Annotated in this window: 15 protein-coding genes; 5 read left to right on the top strand and 10 right to left on the bottom strand. The window is 41.2% G+C overall.

Annotated elements, in window-relative coordinates; all coding sequences use genetic code 11:
- Positions 1-4: 4 nt before the first annotated feature.
- Positions 5-1,693, top strand: coding sequence for a phytoene desaturase family protein (locus FLL45_RS04780; RefSeq protein WP_142940837.1), 1,689 nt, complete (start codon positions 5-7; stop codon positions 1,691-1,693).
- A gap of 43 nt (positions 1,694-1,736) precedes the next feature.
- Here the strand turns inward: FLL45_RS04780 and kynU are convergent, their stop codons facing one another.
- Entirely contained in the window at positions 1,737-2,987 is a 1,251-nt protein-coding gene (kynU, locus tag FLL45_RS04775) for a kynureninase (protein WP_246075759.1), read from the bottom strand.
- Between the two features lie 147 nt (positions 2,988-3,134).
- A complete protein-coding gene (locus tag FLL45_RS04770) occupies positions 3,135-3,758 on the bottom strand; it encodes a flavin reductase family protein (protein ID WP_142940836.1) in 624 nt (207 codons plus the stop codon).
- 92 nt (positions 3,759-3,850) lie between these two features.
- Between FLL45_RS04770 and FLL45_RS04765 the strand changes: the two genes are divergently transcribed.
- Entirely contained in the window at positions 3,851-4,468 is a 618-nt protein-coding gene (locus FLL45_RS04765) for a tRNA-uridine aminocarboxypropyltransferase (RefSeq protein WP_142940835.1), read from the top strand.
- A 200-nt stretch (positions 4,469-4,668) separates the two neighbouring features.
- Here FLL45_RS04765 and FLL45_RS04760 read toward each other — a convergent pair whose 3' ends face one another.
- From FLL45_RS04760 to FLL45_RS04740, 5 genes are all read right to left on the bottom strand, one after another.
- The gene (locus FLL45_RS04760; protein ID WP_142940834.1) at positions 4,669-6,252 is read right to left on the bottom strand and encodes a methyl-accepting chemotaxis protein; all 1,584 of its coding nucleotides are present in this window, start codon (positions 6,250-6,252) and stop codon (positions 4,669-4,671) included.
- A gap of 129 nt (positions 6,253-6,381) precedes the next feature.
- A complete protein-coding gene (locus FLL45_RS04755) occupies positions 6,382-7,002 on the bottom strand; it encodes an HAD family hydrolase (RefSeq protein WP_142940833.1) in 621 nt (206 codons plus the stop codon).
- A 285-nt stretch (positions 7,003-7,287) separates the two neighbouring features.
- A complete protein-coding gene (locus FLL45_RS04750; protein ID WP_142940832.1) occupies positions 7,288-8,610 on the bottom strand; it encodes a type II toxin-antitoxin system HipA family toxin in 1,323 nt (440 codons plus the stop codon).
- Between the two features lie 49 nt (positions 8,611-8,659).
- Positions 8,660-8,998: a helix-turn-helix transcriptional regulator gene (locus tag FLL45_RS04745; protein ID WP_142940831.1), complete on the bottom strand. Its 339-nt coding sequence runs from the start codon at positions 8,996-8,998 to the stop codon at positions 8,660-8,662.
- 210 nt (positions 8,999-9,208) lie between these two features.
- Positions 9,209-9,724, bottom strand: a complete 516-nt coding sequence (locus FLL45_RS04740; protein WP_210247111.1) for a DUF1643 domain-containing protein — start codon at positions 9,722-9,724, stop codon at positions 9,209-9,211.
- 321 nt (positions 9,725-10,045) lie between these two features.
- Here FLL45_RS04740 and FLL45_RS04735 point away from each other — a divergent pair, with 321 nt between their 5' ends.
- Complete coding sequence (locus FLL45_RS04735; RefSeq protein WP_185964332.1) at positions 10,046-10,777, top strand: DUF2238 domain-containing protein; 732 nt, start codon at positions 10,046-10,048, stop codon at positions 10,775-10,777.
- Positions 10,778-10,837: 60 nt separating this feature from the next.
- Positions 10,838-12,499, top strand: coding sequence for a hypothetical protein (locus FLL45_RS04730; protein WP_142940830.1), 1,662 nt, complete (start codon positions 10,838-10,840; stop codon positions 12,497-12,499).
- Positions 12,500-12,597: 98 nt separating this feature from the next.
- Here FLL45_RS04730 and FLL45_RS04725 read toward each other — a convergent pair whose 3' ends face one another.
- Together FLL45_RS04725 and FLL45_RS04720 are read right to left on the bottom strand one after the other, a co-directional pair.
- A complete protein-coding gene (locus tag FLL45_RS04725) occupies positions 12,598-13,320 on the bottom strand; it encodes a hypothetical protein (protein WP_142940829.1) in 723 nt (240 codons plus the stop codon).
- A gap of 90 nt (positions 13,321-13,410) precedes the next feature.
- On the bottom strand, positions 13,411-13,881 hold the full coding sequence (locus tag FLL45_RS04720) for a D-Ala-D-Ala carboxypeptidase family metallohydrolase (RefSeq protein ID WP_185964331.1): 471 nt from the start codon (positions 13,879-13,881) through the stop codon (positions 13,411-13,413).
- A 304-nt stretch (positions 13,882-14,185) separates the two neighbouring features.
- Here FLL45_RS04720 and FLL45_RS04715 point away from each other — a divergent pair, with 304 nt between their 5' ends.
- Positions 14,186-14,989, top strand: coding sequence for an SMP-30/gluconolactonase/LRE family protein (locus tag FLL45_RS04715; RefSeq protein ID WP_142940827.1), 804 nt, complete (start codon positions 14,186-14,188; stop codon positions 14,987-14,989).
- Positions 14,990-15,006: 17 nt separating this feature from the next.
- Here FLL45_RS04715 and FLL45_RS04710 read toward each other — a convergent pair whose 3' ends face one another.
- Positions 15,007-15,426 (bottom strand): hypothetical protein, encoded by a 420-nt coding sequence (locus FLL45_RS04710; RefSeq protein WP_142940826.1) that lies wholly within the window; start codon positions 15,424-15,426, stop codon positions 15,007-15,009.
- Positions 15,427-15,535 lie beyond the last annotated feature (109 nt).

Here is a 15,535-nt window from a genome sequence, read left to right as displayed (position 1 = left end):
AATCATGAGCGATTCTACCGAAGCAAAGCCCGCTAAAGTAAACCCCGAGCAGTCCTCACCAAAGAGTAAAAGAGCCAAAAAGCCCAGTACCATTCGCATTGGCACACGCTATCGATCCAGTCGAATCAGCGAGGATTATGACGCTATTATTATCGGTTCTGGAATCGGTGGGCTAACGACAGCTGCAAGCTTATCAGCCGAGGGTTGGAAGGTAATTGTGCTTGAGCAACACTATACTGCAGGTGGTTTTACTCATGCGTATTCCAGAGAAGGTTATGAATGGGATGTTGGGGTCCATTATATTGGTGATGTTGGTTATCCTACCGTCACTAAAAAGCTGTTTGATTTTATCAGTAACAATAACTTGAAATGGGCGCCAATGGATGACGCTTACGACAGAATATTCCTCGGTGAAGAATCGTTTGATCTGGTCGCTGGACCAAAAGCTTTTGAGAAGAATTTAGTCACTCACTTCCCTGAAGAAAAAGCCGCGATATCTCGTTATCTGCGCATGATTAGAAATGTCAATAAGGGTATGCGTTGGTTTTCTCTCAGCAAACTACTGAGTCCCTTCTGGCAAAAAATATTCTTTCCTTTGTTTAAACTATTAACGCCTAGTTACTTCAATCAAAATACTTATGAGGTATTACGAACAATTACCAAGAACGAAAAGTTGATTGCGGTTTTAACCGGCCAATGGGGAGATAGTGGTGTCCCTCCAAAACAAGGAAGCTTTCTGATCCATAGTTTGATCGCTAGACACTATTTGAATGGTGGTTTCTATCCCATCGGTGGCGCGTCTAAAATGGCGGAAACCATTATTCCTCAAATTCAAAAAGCCGGTGGCGAAGTTTTTACCTACGCACAAGTCAAACAGATTTTAGTTGAAGGCGAAAAGGTAACGGGTGTATTGATGGCTGACAGTCACGAAATTAAAGCGCCGCTAGTCATTAGCAGCGCCGGCGTGTTCAACACCTATAATAAACTGCTACCACAAACTGTATCCCATCAACTGGGTTATCAAGATAAACTGAAAACGGTAAAACCTTCTTGCGCTAATGTGGGGCTTTTTATTGGCCTTAAGAAAACAGCTGAAGAATTGCAACTACCAAGAACCAATTTTTGGATTTATTTAGATCAAGAACATGACAAGAATATAGCAACGTTTTTTAAGGATTCGTCAACGCCTTTACCGGTGGTTTATATTTCCTTTCCCTCCGCTAAAGATCCGTCTTTTGAAGAGCGCTATCCCGGTAGAGCCACAATTGAAATTGTCGCACCAGCAAGCTATGAAGCATTTGCGCAATGGAAGGAAACCACTTGGGGTAAGCGTGGTGACAGTTATGAAAATTTAAGCGATGAGTTTGCGGAGAGAATGTTGGATGCGCTCTATAAAAAGCTCCCCCATTTAAAAGGTCAGATTGACTATTATGAAGTATCTACGCCACTGACGACTGAATTTTTCTGCTTTTATGATAAAGGCGAAATTTATGGACTGGAACATGATCCGCAAAGGTTTAAACAAGCTTGGCTACAACCCAAGACTAAGATAAAAGGCCTTTGGCTTACCGGACAAGATATATTATCTTGCGGTGTCGCTGGGGCAATGATTGCTGGCTTTTTAACGGCAGTAAAAATTTTAGGGATTAAAAAAGGCTTTAAACTTGCTAAAAAAGTGTTCTCAGCAAATTAAAGCCTGAGGGTCAACGCGAATCTAAATGATCTAACTTGTCGGTTTAGGTTACCGCTTTACGTGATCTAAACTGTTCACTGTCGTAGCGTTTTTCGCTGACAACATCGATTAGCAGCTCGACACTTTTTTCGATATCGGCATACCGCAAGAACAAAGGTGAAAAACCAAATCGGAGGATATTGGGTGCACGAAAATCGGCGATAACGCCCTCTGCGATTAATGCCTGGCAAATGGCGTAAGCGTCGTCATGACAATAAGCAATCTGACTGCCGCGTTCATCATGTTCAAGCGGGGTAATTATTTCTAACTGGTTGAGGCTTTCTTCTTGGTTGACTAGCTCAATAAATAAATCAGTCAGCGCTAGCGATTTCTCTCGAATCATTTCGATATTAATATCTGTAAACAAGTCCAAACTTGCATCCAAAACGCTCATTGAAACCACACCAGGCGTACCACACAAAAACTGCTTAATACTTGGTGGCTTTTCATAGTCTGGGCTGAACTCAAACGGCGACGCATGCCCCATCCAACCACTCAAAGGTTGCTCCAATGCTGCTAAGTGCTTCTCTGCGACGTAAACAAATGCAGGCGCACCAGGTCCACCATTAAAATACTTGTAGCCACAACCAACCGCAAAATCAACGCCCCACTCGTCAACCTTAACCGGGATTGCACCGGCACTGTGCGCTAAGTCCCAGATAACCAAAATTCCGAGTTGGTGCGCTTTTTCTGTGATTGACTGAATGTCATGGATACGACCCGTTCGGAAGTTCACCTGAGTTAGCATCAGGACGGCGATTGATTCATCTAAAGAATCGAGAATGTCTTCTTCTTTAGTGGTAACAAGTTGGCATTTTTCTCGCCCCAGAAGGTTTTCTAATCCCTGCGTCATGTACAAGTCTGTTGGAAAATTATCATTTTGCGACAAGACTTTATGACGAGACGGGTTTAGCGATAAAGCTGCGGAAATCACCTTAAAGAGATTAATTGACACGCTGTCACAGCAAATCACTTGACCAGGCCCCGCGCCAATTATTGGTGCGATTTTCTCACCAACAATTTCAGGTAAATCAATCCATTGATGTTTGTTCCAACTAGTAATTAAATCATCGCCCCATTGCTGCGTCATAACAGCGTTAACTCTGTCTTTGGCAGCATGTGTCATAGGGCCAAGTGAGTTACCGTCTAAGTAAATGGTATTTTCCGGTAAATAAAATTCAGCTCTCTTAGCTGCCAAAGGGTCTTTGGCATCCATAAAACTAACATCAGCACGGGTTAAGTTCTTGGTATTCAATCGGTTACTCACTGTCTATCGGGATTTAAACCAGCCAGAAGCATAACATTAAAGTTAATTCGTCCGATATTGGCCCAAGGCAACCTAGTCAAGCGATAGGCAGGAAATCTTTATTCTAACTAGACAGACAGTAGACATTCTTGCATGTCACAGCTTAGGTCTATGCATTTCGAACCGCATATCCGCATTAATTTGAAAATAATCGGCTGGTCCACCGCCTCTTAAAATTGGCTCAGCAGACGCGGTGTCATAAATTCCATTTTTAATAAAAGCCTGATTGATGTGGACGCCGACTACTTCACCGAAAACCATCCAAGTATCAACCGCGTGACCTTCTTTGGTCGTTAAACGCAGTATTTGCGTCAACTGGCACTCCATTGCAACAGCGATACCGGCGACTCTAGGGACGCTAATACAGTTACAAGCTGTTGTTTCTAACCCCGCGATCTTAAACTCGTCGACATCATGCTCAACCGAAGCACTGGTAAGGTTCATTTTTTCAGCAAAAGCTTTAGTAACGAGATTCCAACAAAATTCACCTGTTTCTTCGATATTCTTGAGCGAATCTTTGTGACCCACGCTGGCGAAGCCAATAATCGGTGGCGTGTAATTAAATGCATTGAAAAAGCTATAGGGAGCCAGATTAATTTCATCTGCTTTACTTTGCGATGAAACCCAACCGATTGGTCTAGGCGCAACCAGTGCGTTAAATGGATCATGCTTGAGTTGATGCCCCTTAGACGGTTCATAAAAGTGATATTCTAAAGCCATTATTGAGTTCCTTACACTTATACTGCCGACTAGGTTAAGTTACAATGCTAATACGATCGAGGCGAAAGAACATTATCAAAAAGTACTTGAAAATGTCTAGAAATTATTGTGAGCAGTGTAAACGTCCTATTGATGTATGCTTTTGCGACTCACTTATAACCATAAAAAACAAAATCCCTATTCACATTATTCAACACCCGAGTGAACAACATCATCCTTTTAACACGGGTAGAATTGCTCAATTGTGTCTAGAAAACTGCCGTATCACAGTAGCAGAAAAGCTCAACGATCACGTTCGGCGAGTTCTTAATAACAGTAATACGCTTTTACTTTACCCAGAACTTGATTGGTTGCCCAAGGCTTTTAATGATAACGCAAGTGGCGATGGGCTTCACCTTGACCCCGCCACGAAACATTTAATCGTCATCGATGCTACTTGGCGCAAATCGAAAAAAATATTGCATCTAAATCCGTTTTTACAGCACCTGCCGAGACTCAGTTTACGTCCGGCGTATGAATCGCAATACCAGATTAGACACTCCTCATTTAAAGATAGCCTTTCAACAATTGAAAGTATCGCTCTCGCGTTAGAACAATTAGAACCGGAAACGAATTACAAAGCGCTATTAAAACCCTTCCAACGTATGATAGAACTACAGACACAATTTTCGAATCCAAAAAACAGAGAGCGAAAAAAAAATATCAATTAACCGTGTATTACCCCATTACCTTCTTTCCATTCTTTATTTTTAGTATTTTGTTTTTTGTTTTATTCACTGTAGGTGAAGAGTACGAATTCGAGTTTGAACCTATTTGCGATAAGAATAATCCGTCACAAAAACTTAAGGAGAGCTCTGCTGCTGGTTGTATTGACAAATCATTTAGCACTAGCTAATCATCACTGAGAAAATCAAACGCCAGTGTATTGAGTGACTTCTTGGCGTAACGTGCGAACAGTTTCGAAAACGTTTTGTGTTTCATGGGTAACTTTTTCTGTCTCACTCGCAACCGACTCCGATAAATCATTCACTTCACTCACTCGGGATCTCAAACTGTCCATTTGTTGCTTGTGCTCTTCGGTAGTACGAGCAATGTTTTTATTGGCTTCTAATATGGTTGTTATCGCGTTTTGAATTTGAATTAACGACTCGCCCGCTGCTTGCGCTTGTTCAACAGAAGTATCGGCAGTCTCTCTTGTCACAACCATCGCATTCGCTGAATCATGCATGTTTTGCGACAACGTTTCGATCACACCATTAATTTCTTCAGTTGCTTCTTGGGTTCGAGTGGCAAGCTGCCGTACTTCATCTGCGACCACCGCAAAACCGCGACCAGAATCCCCAGCTCTCGCCGCTTCAATAGCAGCATTTAATGCGAGCAAATTAGTTTGGTCCGCAATTTGCCTGATCACTTCCACAAGGCTTTTAATATGCGCACTTTCAGTTTCAAGCTTGGTAATAAGATTTCCGACATTTTCAACTTCGCCTGCTAAGGATTGTATTTTATCGACTGTTTTCTGAACTTCATGATATCCAACGTCAGATTGTTTCGCGCCCTCTTCGGCACCTAATTCAGCATCTTTTGCCTGGTCAGTAACGTTTTCAATGCCATGACTAAATTCATCGATGGTCGCAGTTAAAGAACGAGTTTCATCTTGCTGCTTAACAACTGTGTGCCCGGCGGACTCCATTACCTGGTTCATCGATTCGCTTGCAGCGGTTAGCGCTTGAGCCTCGTTTAGTGTAGTGGAGAGGAGTGCTTTAAAGGAAGCGAACAATTTATTCAGTGCGCGTGCCGCCATGCCTACTTCAGAGCTGGAAGACTCATCAAACTCAACTGCTAAATTTTTATTCAAGGCCGCTTCTTCAATTCGTTCTGCAAACACCTCTACTGGCGCGGCAATTGTTCTTTTGACGAGTGTATAGGCAAGGACAGCGGTTACCACCAAAATAACCGCAAAGGTGATAGTAAAATTGGAGGCACTATTTAATAAGGAGGCTGCTTCTTCCGACTCCCTGACGGTAGTTTGACTGATATCTTCAGATTTTCTATCAAGCAAGCCTTGAATCTTTGCCGCTTCTCTCGCTAATTCGGCCAAGCTATCTCGTGCGCCATCCCAATCGACATCACTTTGATTAATAATGTTGGAGAACTTATCAAGCGTGACAATAAGTTGCGAACTCCCGGCGAGATTGAGGGTACTCAAATCGGAGTCTAGTCGCTGAGATTCTTCCCTTCGTAATCGTTCAAACTCATTTTGATCAATCGATAAAGCGTACCTCCCGTATGCGGCAATTTGTAATCTTTCTAAAGACACTCTTGCTTCACTCACCGCCGAGAGTTGCGGCAATAACTGGCCTTTGACTTTCATCAGCTGCCGATCAACGATGCCATTAACCGACATTAAAATGATGGTTAAAACAACACCCAATGCGGCAACGATAAAGTAACCTGATGCGATCCGACCACTAATCGACTTGAACAATTTAAGCATGTCCTAATTTCCTTGAATTTGCTAGCTATCAATAAATATAGCAGAGGATTTGGTAGGAGCTTTAAATACTCAAGCTTAATGAGTTTGCGAATCCAATTTTGTTACATAGAGAGCACTAAAATTAGAGCGCTATGAATTGTCTTGATTTGACAAATGCAGCCACAACTCACTGAAGCATTTGACGCTGATTGAGGCTAACTCAGCATAGTCTTGTTCTTCGTCTGGAGAATACAAGCAAGAGTGCATATTGGCATTATTAGCAGCTTGTATATCGTAGAGAAAATCACCAACATAGAGAATTTCTGAAGGGTTAATTGACCATTCGGCGGCTAAATCGAGTAGTGCTTTCGGATTAGGTTTCGGCGGAGCATCCTCTCGAGTGACAACTCGTTTAATGGGTATCTGATTTGATTCAACCTTAATTGCGGCCGCTTGAGAAAAGTTTCGAGTAACAATTGCCAGCGGCAGGTTTGTGAGTGTTAAATTTTCGACCAGTTTCTCAGCCCAAGGTAGCCAGCGTGCATCTTCAGCATCCGCTAATTCCTGGGACTGGATATAGTTTATTGCCGATTGCCTCTCCAAAGGCGGTAATTGCTCTACAAAATCCAGTAAATCAACTTCTTCTGGGCACCCCAAATAATCCTTAATCGCCCGAAAATCCAGCTTGGATTCGACAAGCGTTCCATCCAGGTCAAAGATCACTGCAGCGATAGAGTGAGTCTCTTGAGAAGAGGTTCGTAGTCTCAGCATGTTGTTTACTATCCTGTTTATTTGACTTGGTATAACTAGCGCTAGAAGCAGTTACCCTTAGTATTACGAACTGGGTCAATAATGGAGCAGGAGATGCACATGATAACCTTAAATCTCTTAAACTGAATTTATTAGACCGAATTTATTAGACAGTCTAATTCGTAACTTCTCATTCTCAGATTCGACTCTGCCTCCTGTTTCATTAGACAGTCTGATTAATTGGATAAAGCTACTAGACAGTCTGATTAATAAAATGGATGAGCTTACTGCTATCCGACGACTCTTTTAAATCCAATGAAAGCCGTTACCGACTCTCAGATTACTAGCTACTGTATCTGTTAACTGGGGAAAGACCTGGGCTTTTTTTGCATAGAATGGCCAATTTTCTACAGCTTCAACGACCTGAGAAATCACCTTAGGCGATTCACGGAAGTTATTGATTAAATTAGAAAACTGTATCAAATCGTCTCGGTTAAAGTTATCTCGCTTTGCGTTTAACGTGAGTTGATGACTATTGACCCAAGGTGAGTCTGGTTTGTAACTGAAAGCGACGTCAAACGCAGGTGATAATCGCCACTGTGAGGAGCCCGGAGCCAGCAAGAAACCGAAGTTTTTCGGGTGGTCGTCGTGATTTCTTGCAACAATATTGAATACCATGCGCCTAAAAATTTCCACCGCATCCTGTCGAGGTAAGCTTAATTGACGAGCGACCATCAATAGTTGCTCATAACTATAGATTCCAGGCTTCTTATAATCAGCATGATCCATTGCGCACAAGGAGGCATAGTGAAGTTTTTTGTTACCTATTCGGTCGAACCGCTTAGTTAAAAAGTGAGCTCGCTTGCCTTCAACTAGCAGTTCACAATGTGACATATTGAGGCCGGCATCTTTTGCCATTAGATAATAAGCATATTCCATCCGTCCAAATCCTTGTGGATCGCCGAATGTTTCGCTAGAAGTCTTATGTTCCTCGACACCATCTAGTTTTAATAAATAATGCTCAAATCCCTGGCCAGCATCAACTTGCCCCGAACGAATTTCTGTTCGGTCGGCGTTAACAGCGACAATAGCTTTTGCACGAGCACCGCCGGCTGATGTGCCGACTTGTAAAATTGCGCTCAAGTCGTTTTCTTGACTGTCTAATTGGTTTATTTTTTGATTAGCTTGTGCCCTTTCATCGAGAACTTGTTGAGCCACATTTACCAAGGAATCAATTTCCAAAGGCGGCGTATCTTTCTTTTGGTCTCTTATTGCTGGGGCAAACTCTAACGCCCCCATCCCTCGAGAACCGGTATAAAGCAATCTTTCGACCGATGTAAACGACGCGGGATCTCTTCCTTGACGGGCTAACCAGGCGTTTATTACCGCGTTGCCGAAATCATCAGGCAACGCGTCAGCGAATATTGCAGGTAACCCTTTGTAAGTCTCATAAGATAACTCTGGAAATTGATATTTTTGTGCTGACAATGGCATGTGAATTGGCGAAATTTGAATGCTTTTTTTGCGCCAAACCGGAGAATACTCAAAAGTAGTTAATCCAGAAGAAGGATCATAGGCTAAAGCGCCGACTTGGTCTCCCCAAAGTTTAACTTCTGCTATGTTTTCCATTTAAGATACTCTCGTTCTTCTGGTAAAAAGTTTTTTGTAGGTAGCTGCTTCACCACTCGAGCTCGTCGGGCGATGCCGACTTTTCATTGCTTCTAGGTTTACTAGCCCGTTTCCGCGGCTTTCCTTTTAGCTTTAAAAGTTCCATTGGGCTAAAAACAGATTCCGGTATGACAGCATCTAGAGCACTGACATTCCCTAACACACGCAGAGCTGCGATAAAATTGACGAGTTTAGCTTCTCCAGACTCTAACTTACGATAACTCAATCGGGACAAACCTATTTGATCTGCCATGTATTGCTGGGTTAAATTTTTTTCGAGTCGGAGTTGCTCGAGACGTTTCCCCAAATCTTTTGCAACCGCAAAATCTGTCATTTTTTGATAATTCATTAGATAAAATCCACGTCAAAGAGCTACTTGAATCAACAAAACATCATTTATGTATAGATAAATATACATATAATCAAATTATTGTACTCTAATGTACAAATTACTATACTTTATAGAAAATATCAATAAAACTGTTTTATGTATATTATTATTACCATTATTGGCTATTTTGCTTCTTTTTGCGCGTTTTTATTTACATTATAAATCACTCTAACCCTTCTTGATGTTTAACCATAGACTTGGTTTTTGAGTCGCTTTTACATAGAGAGGATGCTTAGGCATTCCACTTTTATTGATTCCTAGGCACATAAGCTTCCTCCTGGAACGACACGACATCTCAGTAAAAGAGTCAACTTGTTGTATTTTTGCATGTTCCCCCCATCCACAAACAACCGTTTTGAAATTATCCAATATGTAGCTCAACCAAAAAGAATTTCGCGGCCCCACAGGGTCCGGTGCTTTTAGTAAGGCGATTGGCTTTGGTGTTCTATAGGCGTAGAGGTTGGCTACAACAAGACCCGAAGCCCCCCAGCTTGTAGCGAAGTTGATGCAACGCCTAATAGTCGGATCATCATTTTCTATATCAGCGGTTGAGGGGTTTAGCATGATGAACGCAACGGGAGGTAAAGCTGTAAAGAGGTCATCTGTTGGTCGGGTAAGCCAATAACGATAGCGACCACAACCGCTGAACTTAGCAGTTTTAATTTGGCAATCAATAGCATTCACGAACTTAATTTAGACGATTAAACTTCTTTCGTAAAGCCTTCTGTAGATGAAAATCGAAAGATGAAATCTAAGTCAATTTAACTCAATAGTATGCCGCTTGGGTTACCTAAACTTCGCTGCAATTAAACCTACAGCTATGCTAATATTGGCGCATAGCTGAGCTTTTCTGCTCTGCTCTACTCTAAAGAAAAATTTTAACTACAACTTTATAACAATTTACAACAAGCAGTAGAGTACAAATATTTCAGTGCATAAAAATTCATGGATAATAGTCACTGAAGGCAATTAATTAGATTTCCATTTTTGTTTGCGGGATGCATTATGGTTCACAGTCGCTTTTTTGCAGTTTTATCTGTTATTTTTATTGCGTTATTTATCGCATTAGCTATCGAGCCTCACAATAGGCAGGATTGGCTCTTAGAAAATTTACTTGTTTTTGTCGCCGTCTTAATACTCGCTACAACTTACCGTAGATTTCCATTTTCGCGTGTATCTTATACTTTAATTTTTCTTTTCTTAGTACTTCATGAGATTGGTGCTCACTATACCTATGCAATGGTTCCTTACGATAAATTCTTTTCAACCTATTTCGGATTTAGCGTTGATGAACTTTTCGGTTGGGAGCGTAATAACTATGATCGTGTTGTTCATTTTATTTATGGGTTATTCCTGGCATACCCGATTAGAGAACTCTACTATCGAATTGCAGATACAAAAGGATTTTGGGGGTATTTTTTTCCCCTCGAACTCACCATGGCATCATCGATGGTATTCGAACTATTCGAATGGGCCGCAGCTGAAATTGTCGGTGGAGACTTAGGTGCCGCTTATTTGGGAACGCAAGGCGATATTTGGGATGCACATAAAGATATGGCGCTTGCTAGTTTAGGGGCTGCAATTGCGATGTTAGTGACTTTAATAATCAATTTAAGATTACAAAAGAACTTTGACGAAGAGTGGGACAAGAGCCTTTCAGTAAAATATCATGAGCCACTTGGGGAAGATAAAATTGAAGAAATGTTAGTTGAAGGTTCGTCTTCAAAAGACAACTAGTTAAAGTTACCATTAGAACTACATAAAAATCAAAAAACAACCTTGTATAGAGGATTAAAAATGTTCGCGCGAGTCACCTTTAGCCTTTTAACGATACTACTGTTCAATTTATTAGTTTCTAGCATACAAGTGCGCGCTAACGAACAGTACCTTGCACTTGAAAACCTATTTAGGGACTGGCGAGAGTTTGAGTCACCACCACTTTACAATGGCGCCCCGGACTATCGAGAAAGAACTTTTAGACAGCGACTTTCAAACTTTAAAGCTTTGAGAAAAAGGCTTAAAGCAATCGACCAATCGACGTTAACTATTGCCCAGCAAGTTGACTGGATGATTCTATGGGCAGAGCTAAACGGCTATGAGTTTAATCAAAAAATACTAAAACCTTGGGCGCGAGATCCAGCTTTTTATAAATCGGTTTGGACCTATAAGAGTGATGTCCCTGCTCATGAGGGACCTACCCATCATGCTGTAACTGAGTTATGGACCTATCAATTTCCATTAGGTTCAAGTGAGCAAAAGAGGCTCACTGACGACCTTAAAGTTATTCCGGCATTGAACGAACAAGCAAAAACAAATCTTGTGGGCAACGCAAAAGAGCTTTGGATTGCTGGGATTCGAGATATTAAGACTCAGCATCAAGTATTACTGAAACTAAAAAAAGAGTTAAATGGTCAGTCTTCAAAACCACTTAGTAGTGCAATCGATAAAGCTATTCAATCAACACAAGAATTTGCGACTTGGCTTGAAGCCCAAGCCAAAAATAAAACAGGTCCATCGGGACTTGGTAAAGCTCATTATACCTGGTACCTGAATAATGTTCACCTAGTGCCGTTAAACTGGCAAGATGAAGTGCGGTTATTGCAGCGAGAATTAGATCGCAGCTGGTCATCACTCAAACTAGAAGAGCATCGAAATCGAAATCTTGCCCCCCTTAAATCCGCGGAGTCGCCAGAAGAATATAATGCGTTAGCAGAAAAAAGCGTCCAGTCATTTATGAATTTTTTATCTCAGCAAGACATTGTGACAGTCGCGGATTACTTCGAGCCTGCACTACGAGAACATATGGGCCAGTTTGTTCCTAAAAAGACTCGACATTTCTTTTACATCGCATCTCATTATGACCCAAGACCGCTCTACTCCCATTTTTATCATTGGTTTGAATTAGCAAGAATGGAAAAGTCGCCCAATAAAAGTCAGATTCGCAGAGAACCACTGCTTTACAATATTTTTGATAGTCGTAATGAAGGTACGGCAACTGCTGTTGAAGAAATTTTCATGCACGCAGGGTTGTATGACGATTCACCAAGAGTAAGAGAGTTAGTTTGGATTATGCTTGCACAAAGAGCCGCTCGAGGACTCGGTTCACTTTATGCTCATTCAAATGATATGACTATGGAAAATGCTGGAAAAATTCACTCAGACTGGACTCCAAGAGGCTGGATGAAAACCGAACCGGACTTGCTTATTTTTGAGCAACATCTTTATCTTCGTCAACCTGGTTACGGAACCAGCTATATCACAGGGAAATATTTGTTGGAGAAAACAATGGCTCATTATAGCAAAGTAAAAGAAGAGCAAGGTCATCCGTTCGTATTAAAAGATTTTATGGATGAGCTCAACCGAGTTGGTAGTATTCCAATTGCCTTAGGACACTGGCAAATGACTGGCGATAAAACTGATATCAATAAAATACTTGATAATTATCAACCCTTAAAATAACTACTCCTTGCAACCCCTTACGTCAGGCAATGTGCAATTTAGACATTGCCTGCATCTAGGTAATTTAATTTTTCGCAACTTAAAACTGACTTATTTGGTTAATTCTTGTTGAGAAAATCTGACATTTTTGTTGCCATTGCATTGAGTCCGGCACTGCCACCGCCAAGTAGTCCACCGGTGATTAAAATGTCAGAAACGCGCAAAAACCAAGTTTGTACTTTGGACTCTAAGACTATCGTCGAAAATAAGTCTCCAAAAACACTCAGTCCTAGCGTAGCAAGAACAATCCCAGCAAAGAAAACGATTCGGCTGACATAAAGCTTTGTAATTGAATCAAAACTGCCTTTTTGAAACTCATAAGCATGTTTCGCAGAGGTTAAGTATCCTAAATAATCTTGTTCATCTGCATCTTCTGATACGCTAGTAATTTGCCCGATTATTTCGGCTTGTTCAAGCGTAGCCACAAGTCGATGCTCTCGGGTATATACTTGGCGCAGAATCGATTTACTCGGATTTTCTTTCGCTAAAACTTCACTGATCCGCTTGATGCGTAACGCCCAATCAACTGTATTTTGGCTACGAGAGATTCCAACAAAAACTGCCGCGGCGCGCTCAACTGCGACGACAATGAAAAAATACTTTAGAAATACATCGCCGCCGACAGAGGTAAGTTCAGCATTTACGTCGACCACAGTAAAGTTATCAATTACGTAAAGCGATGATCCAAGTAGAGAAACAACCACTAACACAAACCACCAAACTTTCGGGTTAAACCCATCGTCCTTGAGCCCCTGTTTGATATAGGTATATTTCTTTGACATAAGCTTGCCCCTCTATTGGAAATTATTGTTGTCTAGTTTTTTGGTGCTTAGCACAAAAATATTTTAATTTTTGGATTGCAAAACTAAATCTTATGCAATTAATCCGTCATGATATTTCTTGTCCGAATAAGTTAATACCTTACCTCGATACGCTTGATCATTGTCTTTTATGCTCACATGTACCCAACCGGAAGCTGGATCACCTGGTTGATAACACTCGAGAATCAGTTGGTCAAAAGCTAGATTACGACGAATCCAATTGGCAAGTTCATAATTGCTAATACCGATAACTTCAATATCAACCGCTTCGGCCAGGCAATGTTGAGACCTCGCAGAACCGCCGATAGCGTCGTTAAGCGCTTTACTTCGATAACCACTATTAGGGCTAAAAGGAACATTATAATGTGTGCGGATTGGCTCAAGGACTTCAACACATAAGCGCTTTAATTTTGGTACAAGTTCAGGTGGTGGCGAGTTGTCAATGCCTTTCCTTGCCGCAGTATCAGATCGAATCAATTCGCGTAATGTAAAATGAGGAGAGAGTTTTTCTGACAATTGCATGAGTATTCTTCCTTTGAATTTTGCTAGTACCATCTTTAGTATTAATTGATTATTGTTGGTTATCAGATGTAATTCAACAAAATTTGAATAGGCGATACGATAGGTTTTAAAATATCTCAATAAACGATTGGGTCAAGCGCGACTTTGAAGCGAGTTGCAATTGCACTCCTTTTAAGCTGTTTTTTCGAGTATATTTGTCTTATGAGCTATTGAATAGAGAACAAAATTGATTTTATTTTTAAGACCAATAAGAGTACTTTTGACGTCAGTAGTTTTACTGCTGAATAACACAGTGCTGAACAGCATGGTAAATGCATTCGAGACTAGTAAAATAGATCAACTTTGGACTATCAAAAATGCTTTTCTTTTACCAGAGTCAGCGACCTACTACCCCAAAGATAAAACGATCTATGTTTCAAATATCGTTAAGTACGCAAAAGATGGCAGTGGATTTATTTCTAAAGTTAGTCACGAAGGAGAAATTTTAGATTTTAAGTGGATTTCGGCACTAAACAGCCCTACCGGTCTAGCAATTTATCAGGATAAACTCTACGCCGTGGACATGGACAGCCTGATTGAGATTGACTTGCAAACTGAAAAGATAATCAATCGGTATACTACACCAAAGAGTGACCTGAAACCGGTTTTGAATGATGTGGCAATTTCGAAAAAGGGTGACATCTTTGTTTCGGGTAGTCAGAGTCGCAAGATTTACCAATTGCGAGACGAAAAGCTGGTTGTGTTTATCGATGATCAAAAACGATTGTTGAAAGCAAACGGGCTATTGGTTGATAAGGAAACCTTAATACACGGTGGTCAATTTTGGAATCGCTTCTCCCTCGAAGATGGCTCTTTAATTGACAACGATAAATCCCAAAGACCTTCTGCAAACCTTGTCGACTTTGATGGCATAACGCACGATGGTAAAGGCGGTTATTTTGTAACTGTGATTGACGACTCTCGTATTTGGCATATCAACGCACAAGGAACTACCTTACCATTATCGCAGGATGCAATTGAAGGAATCGATATTCATTACGACATCGGTTCTAAACAGCTATTTGTCCCCCAAGTTGGGGGAAGCTTAACTGTTTTTACTGTTAATTAACCCGTGACAAGTAACGTTTAACTAATCGGAATTGTAATCGGAAATGCTCGTGAACTCTCACTGCCAGAGCTGTAAGCATTAACGATAATCGAAACCGTTTTATTGGTCCCAATGTCATCATGTCCGAGTGATTCGGCCGGTTTATCCACTCGTATAACGCCAACTGAATTAGACGGCCCAACAGACACTAAATTCCACCAGCCAGCACTGCCAGAGATAGTTACCCCTTCGACAGGCGAGTCGTCGCATTTAATGGTGATTGTTCCAGTGACCGTGTCGATAGTCGATACGGTGCCGACTAGGTCATGGGTAATCTTGATATCGTTCAGTTCACAATCGATTCGCGTGGTTTCTACTTTGCTACTACCGCAACCAGTCATTAGGAAAACTAGAGCGAAGAAGCCAACCAAGATAGATTTCACTGTAAGAATTTTCATTTGAAGCTCCGCTTTTAACGAAAACAGAAGGGTCGTTTAGCTTGATTTTGCATGTAGCGCAAAATTAACAGTAAATTTGACAAGCGCATCAGAAGCGCTCGACCCGCTT

The organism is Aliikangiella marina (genome assembly GCF_007004765.1).
In the GTDB taxonomy this organism is placed as follows: Bacteria; Pseudomonadota; Gammaproteobacteria; order Enterobacterales; family Kangiellaceae; genus Aliikangiella; species Aliikangiella marina.
Note: the sequence above shows the minus strand (reverse complement) of the source record. Positions and strands in the feature narration are given on the sequence as shown.

Coding starts and splice junctions, on each gene's coding strand:
- FLL45_RS04780 (WP_142940837.1), top strand. CDS start 5: ATGAGCGATTCTACCGAAGCAAAGCCCGCTAAAGTAAACCCCGAGCAG.
- FLL45_RS04770 (WP_142940836.1), bottom strand. CDS start 3,758: ATGGCTTTAGAATATCACTTTTATGAACCGTCTAAGGGGCATCAACTC.
- FLL45_RS04765 (WP_142940835.1), top strand. CDS start 3,851: ATGTCTAGAAATTATTGTGAGCAGTGTAAACGTCCTATTGATGTATGC.
- FLL45_RS04760 (WP_142940834.1), bottom strand. CDS start 6,252: ATGCTTAAATTGTTCAAGTCGATTAGTGGTCGGATCGCATCAGGTTAC.
- FLL45_RS04755 (WP_142940833.1), bottom strand. CDS start 7,002: ATGCTGAGACTACGAACCTCTTCTCAAGAGACTCACTCTATCGCTGCA.
- FLL45_RS04750 (WP_142940832.1), bottom strand. CDS start 8,610: ATGGAAAACATAGCAGAAGTTAAACTTTGGGGAGACCAAGTCGGCGCT.
- FLL45_RS04745 (WP_142940831.1), bottom strand. CDS start 8,998: ATGAATTATCAAAAAATGACAGATTTTGCGGTTGCAAAAGATTTGGGG.
- FLL45_RS04735 (WP_185964332.1), top strand. CDS start 10,046: ATGGTTCACAGTCGCTTTTTTGCAGTTTTATCTGTTATTTTTATTGCG.
- FLL45_RS04730 (WP_142940830.1), top strand. CDS start 10,838: ATGTTCGCGCGAGTCACCTTTAGCCTTTTAACGATACTACTGTTCAAT.
- FLL45_RS04725 (WP_142940829.1), bottom strand. CDS start 13,320: ATGTCAAAGAAATATACCTATATCAAACAGGGGCTCAAGGACGATGGG.
- FLL45_RS04720 (WP_185964331.1), bottom strand. CDS start 13,881: ATGCAATTGTCAGAAAAACTCTCTCCTCATTTTACATTACGCGAATTG.
- FLL45_RS04715 (WP_142940827.1), top strand. CDS start 14,186: ATGGTAAATGCATTCGAGACTAGTAAAATAGATCAACTTTGGACTATC.
- FLL45_RS04710 (WP_142940826.1), bottom strand. CDS start 15,426: ATGAAAATTCTTACAGTGAAATCTATCTTGGTTGGCTTCTTCGCTCTA.